Genomic DNA, 13972 nt, shown 5'->3' with positions numbered 1-13972 from the left:
TTAGGTTCTGAAGCGTATTGCTGTTTTAAGGGTTTTAAGCTTATTAACACCATCAATTGCAGCGATACGATAAGCCTCAGCCATAGTAGGGTAGTTAAATGTAGTATTTAGGAAGTATCTAATAGAATTGTGCTTGCCTGGCATTGATTTTATCGCCTGACCAATGTGAATAATTTCAGAAACTCTGTGACCAAAACTATGAATACCTAAAATCTCTAATGTTTCTTTATGAAATAGAATTTTTAACATACCAGTTACACTATCTGAGATTTGGGCGCGAGCAAGATCTTTAAAATAAGCTCTTCCAACCTCATAAGGGATTTTATCTTTTGTTAATTCTTCTTCTGTTTTTCCTATGCAGCTAATTTCAGGACGAGTATAAATTCCAGTTGGAATATCTTCGACTAATTTATCATTACAAGAACCGTCAATAATATGTGTAGCAGCAAACCTACCTTGATTAAAAGCAGATGATGCTAGAGAAGGGAATCCGATTACATCACCAACAGCATAGATATTATCTTGACTAGTTAGATAATTATCATTGACCTCAACAAGACCTCTTTGAGGGTTATATTTTACATCTATTTTATCTAAATTTAATCCTTCTGTATTACCTGCTCGTCCTAGAGCAAAAAGTACATAATCTGATTCAATAACTCTTCCAGAGTTGAGGGTTGTTACGACTTTATCATTTTTGGCTTTAATGCTTTTATATGTTTCATTATGCATCAAATGAATTTTTTGATTAACTGTGAAATGGTTCGTAAGAGTTTCGATAATTTCATTATCAAGAAATGACATTAACTTATCTCTAGTATTTATGAGATTAACTTGGATATTAAGGGTTCCAAGTATAGAAGCATATTCACAGCCAATTACACCAGCACCATAGATAGTTATAGATTTGATTTGTTTATCTTTTAATTCAAGGAGTTTATCACTATCAAGGATTCTTGGATGTGTAAAATCAATATCATCAGGGTGATAAGGGCGAGATCCTGTGCATAATATAAATTTTTTGGCTGTAATAATTTCGGTAGAACCATTTTTACGTGAGATTTTTATTTTGTGTTTATCAATAAAACTAGCAAAACCATAAAAAACATCAATTTCATTATTAGCGTAACGATTTTTCTTAATCTCTCTTTGTTTTAAAACTATTTCGTAAGAGTCATCAAGCATCTCTGGAAAGTCGTAATTTTTTTTATTATACCAGACTTCACGAGAAAGCTGTCTTAAAGCTTTACTAGGTATAGTCCCCCAGTTGTTACAACTACCACCAATAGCATCATCTTCGATAATAGCCACTTTTTGACCATTTCTTGTTGCTTTCATAGCAGCACCTTCACCACCCGGGCCACTACCTATAATGATAATATCGTAATTATATTCCATGGTTAACTCCACACAATTTTTAAACTGAAAATTTATTCACAAAATAATAACATAGTATAAGTTAATATTAAGTGATTTTAGTAAAATTACTCGTATTTTATGAGCATTTCAGCTATTTTTTTTGTAGGTGAGACTATTTGGTCTACTCCTATATTGTTTGCTATATTTATACTTTCATCTTTATCTAGCTTAATAGAAATATTTGGACTTTTAGTATTTTTATTATTTGATTCTTTCAAAACTTCTTTTATTGCTAGTAGAGTAAGGATGTTATCTGAATCTTTCTCATTTAAAATAAAAATGCTTTTTGCTTTGGCAATATTAGCTTTTTTAAGAGCATCATAATCATGTGATTCTGCATCAATAAAATGTTTTTGTTCTTCTACATCAATATTTACAAATTTCTGTTGATAATTTTTCTCAATAACAATCAAATTATCAATTTCAGACTTTAAATAATCTTTTATTAAGCATTTAGTAATTTCAGTATAACCACATACTATTAAATGATCTTTCATAATCAAAACCTTATTTTTTTGTTTGAATTTTTCTGTGATGTTTTCAATGATACTGCTGGCTAGTACTGTTATGATAGTTGCAAATAGGCCTATACCTATGACCATAATAGATATTGTGAAAAGTTTAGCATTATCTGTAACGGGGTGAATATCTCCATAACCGACTGTGCTAAATGTTACTAAGGTAAAGTATATTGCATCAGGGATGCTTCTTATGCCCTCGAATTCATCTTTTAAATAATATAAACCTAGTACGCTATAACTAATAGCTAAAAGAAAAGTAACTATGAGTACAAATTGATAGAAACTAAAAACCTTAGTGTTTTTTTGGTTAAAAGTTTTTCTGAAATATAGTAGGAGAATAATCTCTATAGCATGCGTGAAGAAAGTAATTTTATATCCAATATGATTGTCTTGGATATAATCACCAATCATTGAAAGAGTAATGAAAATAATAGCTAGAAACCAAAAAGACCTTTTTCTTTGATAAATGCCTTTGGCGATTACTATCATAAAATAGCCTAGTACTAGAGGAATAATTACACCCAATCCGGAGTTATATTTCATACCAATGTTATATAAATCTGAAGGTATATCAGCATGAATATTTATTGAAAAGATTCTATTAATAATAGGTATGGCAACAGCAAGGATTGTAATGATACCACTTAGGGTAATTGTTATTGATATGAAAAGTGGAATATATTTCGCGTATTTTTCTCTAATAGTCATCTATAAATGGCATTAAGATAATTATAAGCATAGTTAGATTATAAGATATAGTAAGAAGAAAATATAGGCAATATATTAGATGTGAGCAAGCTTCCTAATTCTAGGTACTATAAAATACATAATAATAGCAGCAATAATCGCAATAAAAGATAAAGCTGCGAAAAGAATAAAGTAGTTTGTGTTAGTTTGAATTGGTGTAGCATTAATATCTGGTGAAGCAACTAATATTGATAATAAACTTGCTATAACCCCAGATGTACTTCCTGTAACAACCATCCAAGATCCCATCATTAGACCTTGTAGTCGAGGATTAGCTAGCTTACCAATCATAGCATATCCTGTTGGGGATATTAAAAGCTCTCCTATAGACTGAAATATATAACTTAAAATTAACCATATAGCAGCTGTTTGTCCAAGTTTATTTGCTGAGAAAATTCCTATCACTAGCATCAAAAATCCAATTCCAATAAATATGATGCTATAGTTAATCTGATAATATTGTGCTAAAGACGTGAGTAATAGCATCAGATAAATTATCAAAAGAATTATTTACTTTTCTTAAAATTCTTTTAAAATTGGCCCAAATTTTTTCTATAGGATTTAAATCAGGAGAATAAGCAGGAAGGTATAGTATCTGTATATCCAGTATACTCTAGCGGTGCTATAATCTTCTTTTCTAAATAGTTATAACCAGCAACTATACTTTTTCTCTGAGTTTGATAAGCAATAACTTCACCATAGCTAGGTTTACTAACAAGAGACCATCCTATTAGTACAGACTGTTTATTATCCATACCCATTTCATCTAAATATACAAGTTTGTTAGGTTCAATAGTCTCAACAACCTCTATAAAACTTTGCCTATCTTGTTCTTTTCTTTGCTTATATTTAGGTGTCTTTTTTTAAAACTAAAACCAAGTCTGGTAAGACAATCATAAAATGTGCTTCTAGGTATTTCAGGAGCTAATGCTTCTCTAATATCTAAAGCCATTGCATCTGGATATGTTCTTAAGTAGCTTTCTATCGCTTCCTTATCTGTAAAGGTTGCTACTCTACCGCAACCCAAGCCTTGCTTAGATTTATAATCACCAGTTGTCTCGTATAAGTTTATCCAAGATCTAGTAGTACGGATATCTATATTAAAAAAATTACTTAGCTCTTTGTCTGTTAGGCCTTCTTTATATTTAGTTATTACGATATCTCTGAAATCTTGGCTATATGATGACATTTTTTCTAAATATTATAACATTATTGTCAAATAACTATCGGATTAACTATAAAACAAAACTGCATAGGGAATGAGAATATAAATTTTCGACGAATAATTATAAGAAGGCTAGGCAATAATACACCACCAACGGCTATTACCACAGTATTTACATTCTGAAACCACTGGGTTTGGATTGTAAAGCCAAAAATATGTTTATTAACATTAGCTTCTGTAAATACAGTTAGAGCCATTGGTGCTAACTGATAAGCAGACCAAAATACTAATCCGAAAGTTGCTAAAATAATATAAGCATATACTTTTTCTTTTTGTTCTTTCGTATCTTGTGATCTTGCTATAGGGATAAACATTGCTAATAGAGCAATTCCGATAGCTAGTGCAATATAGTTTGTGTTAAGAGGAAACTGTAAAGCTACAACTAAAATAGCTATAGTTATAAAAATTAGAATGACTGTATACATGCTATTTTTATATAGAGTTTTTGTTCCTGATTTTTTAATTTTTCTGACTAATGGGGTTGTTCTATCTGCTACAGTTTTCCAGCTAGTTATTACAAGTAAAAAAGCTATTATATTTGTAATAGTTGTAATAAGGAAAAGTATATTATAACTATGTTCTGCTTGATATATGCCTGCGATTGTAAAGCCAATAAAAAGACCAACATTCATACCTGCATAATTCCAAAAGAATGCGGTTTCTCTAGAATTATCATCATTTTCAAACTGTTGAGTCAACATCATGTTTATACATGGTACATTTAGACCACAACCAGTTAAAAAGAGTGCCAGAGCTATATATAAATGTTCAGTAGTTGGAAATGATAAAAACAGACAAGCAATTATCTGTAAGACCATGCCTATCAAAAATAAAACTCGATAGCTAATTAATCGACCACCAATATAGCCACCTAATATGTGTAAGCCATAATTAAATGCTACAAAAACACCCATTACAGCACTTGCTTTTGTTACCGTAAAACCTAAAGCTTGAGTCATAAATAAAACAAGAGTTGAATATAATACAGCAAAGCTTACAGTTGAGAAAAGCTGTGTTATAAGCAGAAGTCTAGATGCTTTTTTAAATAAGGGAAAATCCATGTGTGTTAAAATTTAGATAAAAGTGTAATAAAAATTCTATATTTAGATTATGAAGAAATATAGCTAGAACCAGCAAAAAATAAAAAGAAATTTAATAGGTGGGTATTATAGTATGTATTGACTAAGGTTTTTATCTTTAACTAATGTAGCTAATTTGTCATTAACATAATCAGTTGTTATATTTATAGTTTTATTTTCTAATTCTGGCGCATCAAATGATATTTCTTCTAAAAGTCGTTCCATAACAGTATGTAGTCTTCTAGCACCAATATTTTCGACTTCTTCATTTACGTGATATGAAATATCAGCAATTTTTTTGATAGCATCTTCTTCAAAAGTTAGCTCAACACCTTCTGTTTTCATAAGAGCTATATATTGTTTTAATATAGAACAATCTGGTTCTTTTAGTATTCTGACAAAATCCTCTATTTCTAAAGAATTTAGCTCTACTCTGATTGGTAGTCTACCTTGTAGTTCAGGAATAAGATCAGATGGTTTGGCAACATGAAAAGCACCTGATGCTATAAATAAAATATGATCAGTTTTAATCATACCGTATTTGGTAGATACTGCAGAGCCTTCAACTAAAGGTAAAAGATCACGTTGTACACCTTCACGAGAAACATCAGCACCAGAGTTACTAGACTTTTTACAAACTTTATCAATCTCGTCTAAGAAAACAATACCATTTTGCTCAACAGATTCAAGAGCTCGAGATTTGATCTCTTCTTCATTTATTAGTTTAGCAGCTTCTTCATCTTCAACTAGCTTGATAGCATTTTTGATTTTCATTTTTTTATTCTTTTTCTTATCACTGCTTAAGCTAGAGAACAAGTCTTGAAGTTGATTTGTCATGTCTTCCATGCCAGGAGGGCCCATTACACCTATACTTTTAGGCGCAGCAGCCACCTCTATCTCAATTTCTTTATCATCAAGCTCACCATTTTGGATTTTACTTCTAAAAATCTCACGAGTTTTATTCTCTTTTTCTTTCTTAGCATTATTGTCTTCTACAGGTTCATTTGCAAAACCAACTTTTGATTCAGAGACTCTTGCTACAGGTATAAGAACATCAAGAATTCTTTCTTCTGCTAGCTTTTTAGCTTTTTTAGTAACTTGTTTTTTAGCATCTTCACGCTTCATTTTTACTGCCATTTCAACTAAATCACGGATTATAGATTCTACGTCTTTACCAACATAACCGACTTCTGTAAATTTGGTTGCTTCAACTTTGATAAAGGGAGCATCAGCTAATTTAGCAAGGCGTCTGGCAATTTCTGTTTTACCAACACCAGTTGGCCCAATCATTAAGATGTTTTTAGGAGTTACTTCTTGACGCATTTCACTATCAAGTTGCATTCTACGCCATCTATTACGCAAAGCTATCGCTACAGCTTTTTTTGCATTGTTTTGACCAATTATATGTCTTTCTAATTCATGGACTATTATTTTGGGAGTCATTATTTCTGCCATGGTATAAATTATCCTTTTTTATTTTCTAAACTTTCAATAGTGAAATTATGATTTGTATAAATACAAGTATCCGCAGCTACTTTAAGGCTTTTTTCTACGATTTCTTGTGCTGAAAGATCTGTGTTTTCAACTAGAGCAGTTGCTGCAGAGCGGGCATAAGTTGATCCAGAGCCAATTGATATAATGTCATTCTTATCAGCAGCCATTACATCACCGACCCCTGAAATTAGTAGAGAAAGTTTTTCATCGGCTACTATGATCATAGCCTCTAACTTGCTTAGCATTCTATCTAGGCGCCATTCACGCACCATTTCTACAGCAGCTCTTTCAAGGTTGCCTTGAAAAAATTCTAGTTTTTGTTCAAATTTTTCAAAGAGTGTAAATGCATCAGCAGTTGAACCTGCAAACCCAGTAAGAACTTTGCCGCCATTTAATTTTCTAACTTTCACAATATTATCTTTTGCTACAGTATGACCTAGGGTTGCCTGACCATCACCACCGATTACTACTTTGTCACCTTTTCTAACACAAAGGATAGTAGTTCCTTTCATTGTTTCCATAATTATTCCTTTATTCGGCGTTGTTAAAATAAATTATTTAATAATATAAGGTGGTATTGATATGAGATTTTACAAGTAATTTATTGAGACTTTTTTGATTATATCTCTTATAGCTTAATTTTTGGCATAAAAAACAGAGTTTTTATGTTATATTCTAGCTTATTTCATTTATTAATAAGGTGTAATTAGTATGAGTAATTTAAATTTTAAAGAAACTATTTCATTAGCAACAACTCTTTATAAGAGGGCATTTAAGATAACTTTTGCCTTGGCTTTTATGCTTTCATTTATTTCAGAATTTTGTTTTGTATATTTAATGAATAATGGTGTGGATAGATATATAGAAAGTGGTGGCGATACTGATATTAGTAAACTTCCAGCTGGTAATACATTGGCTTTAATAGTTTTAATAATAATGGTAGCAACTATTTTTGTGTATGCAATGGTGATTATAATTCAAGGTATTATGGTCAAAGATGAATTAAAGATACTAGATGCTTTGAAAATAGCTATACAGATTTTCTCAAAAAGAATTTTTCCATTTATTGGAGCATTTTTACTTTCGATGATTGTCATGTCTATATTAACAATGTTTTTGCAATATATAGGTATATTTTTGGCAATATTATTGTTTATTACCGTGATGCCAATGGTACTTTTAGATCAAAAAGGTATTTTAGAGTCAGTTTTAAATAATTTCTATATTATAAAAAATAATTTTTTTTATATGCTAAGGATTTCTCTGACTTTATTAGCTTTAATGATTGTTAAGCCAATGTTTACATTTGGTTTAATATATTTGTTGAAGTATATTAATGTAGAAGCAAATTCGCTAGAAATGTCAGTTCAAAATATTCTTGTGACTGTTGTAGATGCTTTTATATTGCCTTTTATATTTGCAATTAGTGTTGCAACTTTTTATTCTACACGTAAAAAAATAGTATAAGCTAGGCTTTTATTATTAAAATAATCAAAAGGCATATACTAATAAAAACCATAATAGCTCTGATAAACTTTCCCTCTATGAACATAGCTTCTTCTTTTTTATAAAGTTTGTAAGATGCTATTGAAGGTAGCAATAGAGCAATAAATAGTCCACAGAATCCTGATATAGCAGATGCTGTAACAAAAAGATCGCTATTATAGTTTGCTATTACCCAACAAGGTAAATATACAACAAGCCCAGTGATTATTCTATTAAAGAGTTTATAATCTAATTTTAGAATATCTATCAATATATCTATAAAAGCTATTGATAAAGCAATAAATGAAGATATGAGAGTAATATTGAAAAAAGTTTTAAGAAATGTTGTAGTAAATATACCAAGGTTATAATTGTTCATAATCTGTAATAATTTAGATAGCGTGAGTTTACTACCAATTTCAGAGGAATATGGTTCTATGATGCTCACAGTAGCATTTATCCATAAAATACTGATTATAAAAGTTATTGTGACGGCTATGAAAATAATTTTTTGAGTATATTTAGCATAATCTCTACCTACATAATTTGTTATGCTTGGAATTATTGTTTGATAGGAAAATACAAATAATATTATAGCAAATCCTTTGGAGAAATTTATAAAAGATTTGGGAGTAAATCCCGATGTTGAAGGTATTTTAATTAGAATTAATAAGGTGATACAAAAAAGTATAATTAGTTTAAAACCCATAATAAATCTATTTAATCTATCAGTATATTTAATTCCAAAAATTACTATGCTACCTAATATTAGTGTAAAAGATAGATTAAGAATAGCTCTTTGATGAGGGATGTTTAAGTCAGGTAAAAAAGTATTTGTAAATATACTTGGGCTAGCATTAATGTATGCTGTAATAATGCTATATATAATTATTGTTAGGATTAGTATAGTGAAATATTTACCATATTTACCAAAACAATATTCTGCAATAGATGAGAAGTTATTTTTATGTTCTGGTAGCTTTAAACATATTTCTAAGGTAAGTAATCCTGAAATGAGCATAATAATATAAGCAAAAGTTATTATTATATAACTAACAGTTAGACCAAAATCATAAGCAATGATAGGCAAAGCTAAAATGCCTCCTCCAATCATGCAACTAACAATTAAAAGTATGCATCCGATAAATTTAAAAATATTCATATGATTAAAATTTGAAGTTTTATGGGGAGATAAAACTAATATGATTTAGTATTGGTTGATTATGATACAACATCTTTAGAAATATACAAAGAGAATAGTTTTTAAAAAGTATAGAAGTTAAGATTCACTAATACCTTTTAAATGCTCTAAGAGAGCTTGTGAAAATCCTAATTTATCTACGTTGTAACCGCCTTCTAATAAAGAAATGATAGGACAAATATTGTTAGATAAAGAGAGTTTAGATTTTATATATTTAGACATTTTATAATATGCTTGGTCACTTAGACCTTCGCCTTTTTCAAATTTAGCTATAGGATCATTGTTTCTAGCATCAAAGCCAGCTGAAATCAAGACAAGGTCTGGAGAGAAGTTATTAAATGCTTCATCAATAGTTGCATAGAATTTTGGTAAGTATTCTTCATCAATAAATTCGTGTCTTTTAAAGTGAACATTTTTTATAAAACTATTTGAGTTTGAAGCTTTGCCTGTTATTGTACCAAAATTTATAGGATCACTATTTGGTATTTCATCGTAATAAGGGTATATACTAGCATTGTGTAGTGATATAAAATATACATTAAAATCTTTGAATTTTGCTTTAATTTTTTGCTGGTTAGCTTCAAAAAAAAGGTGTTGGGTGCCATTACCATGATGATAATCCCAGTCTATAATAAGTATTGATTTTTTATCAAAATTCTTATGGGCTAACATCGATATAAAAGCTATGTTATTAAAGTAGCAATATCCTTCACCAACTTCATCACCACCATCAAATTTATCATCTTTGCTTATTCCACCCGCAAAACTATGATGGCCAGGAGGACGCATTGCGTAAAATGAAATCTGACCGTTTTGTATAGATTTACAAAGCGTTTCATTAAGAGCTTTTAGTGGTAAATTAGCAGTTTCTATCTTAGACGAGTTTTCTATTTCTGTGATGTGTGCTTTAGGATGTAGAGTTTGAATATATGTTTTGAAGTTATCGTTAAAACCATCAGTATCTATTTTATGAGGCTCTATAATATTTAGTTTTTTAGCTTTTTCAAAAGCTAGTTTAACTATATCTAACCGTTTTGGTTGTTCAGCTGATCCTGTAAAGTTGAGATGTTTTTTAAAGAGCTCAAAATTATAAAAAAAATTTACTTTATTCATGGTTGATCACTTAATAGTTGTTTAAAGAAATTAAAGTCATATTTATACTTAAAATCAATACTTTTACTCGCAATATTAGTATTTTTATAGACATTTTTTACTTCAGTAACAAATCCTGATTCAATTTTAATCTTAATTTCTTCACTATTTTTCCTATATGTTTTAGTAAAAGGTAGAGTTTTACCAAAGCGCCACTGCCAATTTTTTAGGTTATTGATTTCGTTGCTAATAATTTCAGGATTTTCAATAGGAGTTTCTTCATTTATTAAACTAAGCTCAATGCTTGGAAAGCTTGCCATAAAGGATTTTGTTATATCTTGAACTTGTAAGCCAGGTTTAATTTGAGATAAGTTTATCACTTTTGATCGGTGTGATTTAACGCCCTTTGTATCAAGGGATTTGTCTATTGGTTGATGAAGGTAATCGTAGAGCTTTTTAGTGTTTGTATTGATTAAAAGAGTACCATGATGAAAAGCTCTATCTTTTTTCTCTCTAAAAGCACTTCCAGAAACTTTATAGGTAAAATTTTTGTAATCCATCATTATATCATTTCTATCATTAGGGTATACATTTATACCTAATTTTCTAATAGCTTGACATACTAACGCTAGGTTGGACTTTATATTATGCTCTTTTTTGGGAGAAATAATCGTATAATTTAAATTGCCAAAGTCATGATAAACGGTACCACCACCACTTTGGCGCCTTACCATTGGAATATTATCTTTTTTCATCGCCTCAAGATTACATTCTAACCATGGGTTCTGAGCGCGTCCTATGACAACAGAAGGAGAGTTTTGCCATAGGAATAAAATTTTTTTATCTTGTAACTTTTCAAGGAAAAGCCAGTTTTCAAATGCTAAATTGAAATAAATATTATTACTTTGAGAGATGAATATATTCATTATTTGTTAAATGTTTTCACTTTGTAATAAGTATAAGGTTTTATTGTCTCTATAAAAGAGTTTTGTGGTATAATTTTTCTTTATTGAGAAAATTATATATTTGCTAAATATAATGTCGACTATACAGCAAACTTTAGAAATTATTAAAAGAGGGGTTGATGAGCTCCTAATCGAAGAAGAACTAGTTAAAAAACTTGAAAAAAATAAGCCCTTGGTTATTAAGTTTGGTTGTGATCCTACAGCTCCAGATATTCATCTTGGTCATACAGTAGTTATCAATAAGCTAAAGCAACTTCAAGATTTAGGCCATGAAATTCATTTTTTGATAGGGGATTTTACGGCTCAAATTGGTGATCCAACTGGTAAAAACTCTACAAGGCCACCTCTAACAGCAGCAGAAGTTGCTGCAAATGCAGCGACTTATACAAAACAAGTTTTTAAAATCTTAGATAAAGAGAAGACTATTGTGCGCAGAAATGGTGATTGGTTTGATCAAATGTCTGCAAGTCAGATGATAAAACTGGCATCTAAATCAACCGTAGCAAGGATGCTTGAGCGAGATGATTTCTCCAAAAGGTATAAAGGTGGTCAACCTATATCTATTCATGAATTCTTATACCCACTTGTACAAGGTTATGACTCTGTAGCCATGAATGCTGATATTGAACTAGGTGGAACTGATCAAAAATTTAATTTGCTAATGGGCAGAGAGTTGCAAAAACAAAATGCACAAGAGCCTCAAATTATAATTACAATGCCTCTTTTAGAGGGCTTGGATGGCATTAAAAAAATGTCTAAATCAAGCCATAACTATATTGGAATAGAGGAGCCAGCTAATGATATTTTTGGTAAGATCATGTCAATTTCAGATGAGCTTATGTGGCGTTACTATGAATTACTTAGTTTCAAATCTTTAGAGGATATAGCAAAATTAAAACAAGATGTTGTAAGTGGATTAAATCCTCGTGATGTTAAAATTTTACTTGCTAAAGAACTAATTGAAAGGTTCTCTTCTAAAGAAGATGCCGAGAAAGCTCATCAAGATTTTATTCAAAGATTTCAAAAAAATCAGATACCAGATGAAATAAATGTTGTAGAATTGAATCAAGAATTACCTGTAGCTAATTTATTAAAAGAAGCAGGCTTAGTAGTAAGCACATCTGAAGCAAATCGTATGCTTAAACAGGGCGCTGTTAAAATTGATGGTGAAAAGCTTACTGATAATAAGGCAGTTTTTAGTAAAGGGACTAATCATGTTTTTCAAGTTGGTAAGCGTAAGTTCGCTAAAGTAATTATAAAATAGGGAAAATATAAAATGGATAAGTTTTTATCAATATTTGTCGGTGTTTTAATTATTGTAACAATTATTACTATATTTATTAATTTATTTCCGATAGCACTTAAAGTATGTATTATTTCAGCAATTATTAGTGCAATAATATATATAGTTCTAAAAATGATAGAGAAATTTAGTAATTAATCATTTTGTTTTAACTCCATTATTTGCCTTCTTTGTTTTTTAGTAGGTTTTTTGGTATTTTGTATGTTTGCAGTTTTTCTTAGTATTGTTTCTTGCTCTCTCTTTTGTATACTTTCTGAAGTTTCAGTATAGAGTTTGCATGCTTCTGGAGCTGATTTTCTAATTTCCTCTAAGGTTTCAACAATTATGATTTTTTTTATATAAGATTGCTGAATCTGATATATATCGCCTATTTTTACTATTTTACTGACCTTTGTTTTGTGGCCTTGAAAGTGTACTTTTCCACCTTCGATAGCTTTTTTTGCTAGAGCTCTAGTTTTATAAAATCTAGCTGCCCACAGCCATTTATCTAATCTTATATTCATGTTTAAGTTACATTATTTAAACTATTTCGATTATAGCTAATAATATCAAGCATTTTAACTAGTTTTAAAGTCTGATATTCTAAAAGACAGTTTAAATCATATATTAAAATAAAAAATAAAATGTACAAAACGGTAAACCTTCATAAAATGAACGCAACCTTAGATGGAACGAATAAAGCTATCTATAAATTAGAAGATATTTGCCTAAATGATTATGTTGGTAAGAATCTTAAAATAGAGTTTTTGGGTGAAATTAATTGCGTATCATGCGGTATTAAAACAAAAAAGAGTTATTCTCAAGGTCATTGTTTTATGTGTATGAGGAGGCTACCTGAATGCGATATTTGTATTGTTAAGCCAGAATTATGTCATTTTGCTCAAGGCACATGTAGAGATTCTAGTTGGGGAGAAAAAAACTGCATGAAAACGCATATTGTATATTTGTCAAATACTGGCAATATAAAAGTTGGTATTACTAAATTAAAAAATGTTCCTTCACGCTGGATAGATCAAGGTGCTAGCCAAGCTATTCCAATTTTTGCTGTGGAAAATAGATTAATGTCTGGGTTAGTGGAAGTAGCTATTAAAGAGAATATAGCAGATAAAACAAATTGGAGGAAAATGTTGCAGGGAGATCCTGATAATAGTGTGGATTTTATAGCTTTGAGAGATGAATTAATTAAAAAATCTAACCAAACTATTTTAGAAATAAAAGCTAAGTATGGAGATAATAGTGTTGAGCCTGTCGATGGTGCTATACAGAATATATATTATCCAGTACTTGAATATCCTACTAAAATAAAATCTTTCAATTTAGATAAAGATCCTATTATTGAAGCAAGACTTATGGGTATAAAAGGACAGTATTTAATATTTGATACAGGAGTTATAAATATTCGTAAATTCAGTGGTTATAAGTGCAATCTAATAGGATGATT

Annotated in this window: 12 protein-coding genes and 3 pseudogenes; 4 read left to right on the top strand and 11 right to left on the bottom strand. The window is 30.0% G+C overall.

Annotated features, from left to right (window positions below):
* The 7 genes and pseudogenes from sthA to hslV all read right to left on the bottom strand — a co-directional run bounded on the left by sthA (position 1) and on the right by hslV (position 7006).
* Complete coding sequence (gene sthA / locus ACR0PV_RS06265; protein WP_488172289.1) at positions 1 to 1398, bottom strand: Si-specific NAD(P)(+) transhydrogenase; 1398 nt, start codon at positions 1396 to 1398, stop codon at positions 1 to 3.
* A gap of 86 nt (positions 1399 to 1484) precedes the next feature.
* A complete protein-coding gene (locus ACR0PV_RS06260) occupies positions 1485 to 2648 on the bottom strand; it encodes an ion channel (RefSeq protein ID WP_488172288.1) in 1164 nt (387 codons plus the stop codon).
* Positions 2649 to 2723: 75 nt separating this feature from the next.
* Positions 2724 to 3194 (bottom strand): annotated as a pseudogene (locus ACR0PV_RS06255) (POT-type proton-dependent oligopeptide transporter); the annotation flags it as partial.
* Positions 3133 to 3876: pseudogene (locus ACR0PV_RS06250) on the bottom strand (transposase). The pseudogenes ACR0PV_RS06250 and ACR0PV_RS06255, both read right to left, overlap by 62 nt.
* 50 nt (positions 3877 to 3926) lie before the next feature.
* Positions 3927 to 4973 (bottom strand): annotated as a pseudogene (locus ACR0PV_RS06245) (POT-type proton-dependent oligopeptide transporter); the annotation flags it as partial.
* A 105-nt stretch (positions 4974 to 5078) separates the two neighbouring features.
* A complete protein-coding gene (gene hslU, locus ACR0PV_RS06240; RefSeq protein ID WP_488172287.1) occupies positions 5079 to 6446 on the bottom strand; it encodes an ATP-dependent protease ATPase subunit HslU in 1368 nt (455 codons plus the stop codon).
* Between the two features lie 8 nt (positions 6447 to 6454).
* Entirely contained in the window at positions 6455 to 7006 is a 552-nt protein-coding gene (gene hslV / locus ACR0PV_RS06235; protein WP_488172286.1) for an ATP-dependent protease subunit HslV, read from the bottom strand.
* A 190-nt stretch (positions 7007 to 7196) separates the two neighbouring features.
* On the opposite strand from hslV, the gene ACR0PV_RS06230 reads away from it, so the two are divergent.
* Entirely contained in the window at positions 7197 to 7952 is a 756-nt protein-coding gene (locus tag ACR0PV_RS06230; RefSeq protein WP_488172285.1) for a hypothetical protein, read from the top strand.
* Position 7953: 1 nt separating this feature from the next.
* On the opposite strand, the gene ACR0PV_RS06225 is transcribed toward ACR0PV_RS06230, so the two are convergent.
* The 3 genes from ACR0PV_RS06225 to ACR0PV_RS06215 all read right to left on the bottom strand — a co-directional run bounded on the left by ACR0PV_RS06225 (position 7954) and on the right by ACR0PV_RS06215 (position 11189).
* Entirely contained in the window at positions 7954 to 9132 is a 1179-nt protein-coding gene (locus ACR0PV_RS06225; RefSeq protein WP_488172284.1) for an aromatic amino acid transport family protein, read from the bottom strand.
* 117 nt (positions 9133 to 9249) lie between these two features.
* A complete protein-coding gene (locus ACR0PV_RS06220; RefSeq protein WP_488172283.1) occupies positions 9250 to 10284 on the bottom strand; it encodes a hypothetical protein in 1035 nt (344 codons plus the stop codon).
* Positions 10281 to 11189: a lipoyl protein ligase domain-containing protein gene (locus tag ACR0PV_RS06215; protein WP_488172282.1), complete on the bottom strand. Its 909-nt coding sequence runs from the start codon at positions 11187 to 11189 to the stop codon at positions 10281 to 10283. The genes ACR0PV_RS06220 and ACR0PV_RS06215 overlap by 4 nt, the downstream gene beginning before the upstream one ends.
* A gap of 112 nt (positions 11190 to 11301) precedes the next feature.
* On the opposite strand from ACR0PV_RS06215, the gene tyrS reads away from it, so the two are divergent.
* Together tyrS and ACR0PV_RS06205 are read left to right on the top strand one after the other, a co-directional pair.
* The gene (tyrS, locus tag ACR0PV_RS06210; protein WP_488172281.1) at positions 11302 to 12492 is read left to right on the top strand and encodes a tyrosine--tRNA ligase; all 1191 of its coding nucleotides are present in this window, start codon (positions 11302 to 11304) and stop codon (positions 12490 to 12492) included.
* Positions 12493 to 12504: 12 nt separating this feature from the next.
* Entirely contained in the window at positions 12505 to 12669 is a 165-nt protein-coding gene (locus ACR0PV_RS06205) for a hypothetical protein (protein WP_488172279.1), read from the top strand.
* On the opposite strand, the gene ACR0PV_RS06200 is transcribed toward ACR0PV_RS06205, so the two are convergent.
* Positions 12666 to 13034, bottom strand: a complete 369-nt coding sequence (locus ACR0PV_RS06200; RefSeq protein ID WP_488172278.1) for an RNA-binding S4 domain-containing protein — start codon at positions 13032 to 13034, stop codon at positions 12666 to 12668. The genes ACR0PV_RS06205 and ACR0PV_RS06200 overlap by 4 nt on opposite strands.
* A 120-nt stretch (positions 13035 to 13154) precedes the next feature.
* On the opposite strand from ACR0PV_RS06200, the gene ACR0PV_RS06195 reads away from it, so the two are divergent.
* Positions 13155 to 13970 carry a DUF2797 domain-containing protein gene (locus tag ACR0PV_RS06195; protein WP_488172277.1) on the top strand — a complete coding sequence of 272 codons (816 nt, stop codon included), beginning with the start codon at positions 13155 to 13157 and terminating at the stop codon, positions 13968 to 13970.
* Positions 13971 to 13972: the final 2 nt, after the last annotated feature.

Source organism: Francisella sp. AG1, from assembly GCF_057683165.1.
Note: the sequence above shows the minus strand (reverse complement) of the source record. Positions and strands in the feature narration are given on the sequence as shown.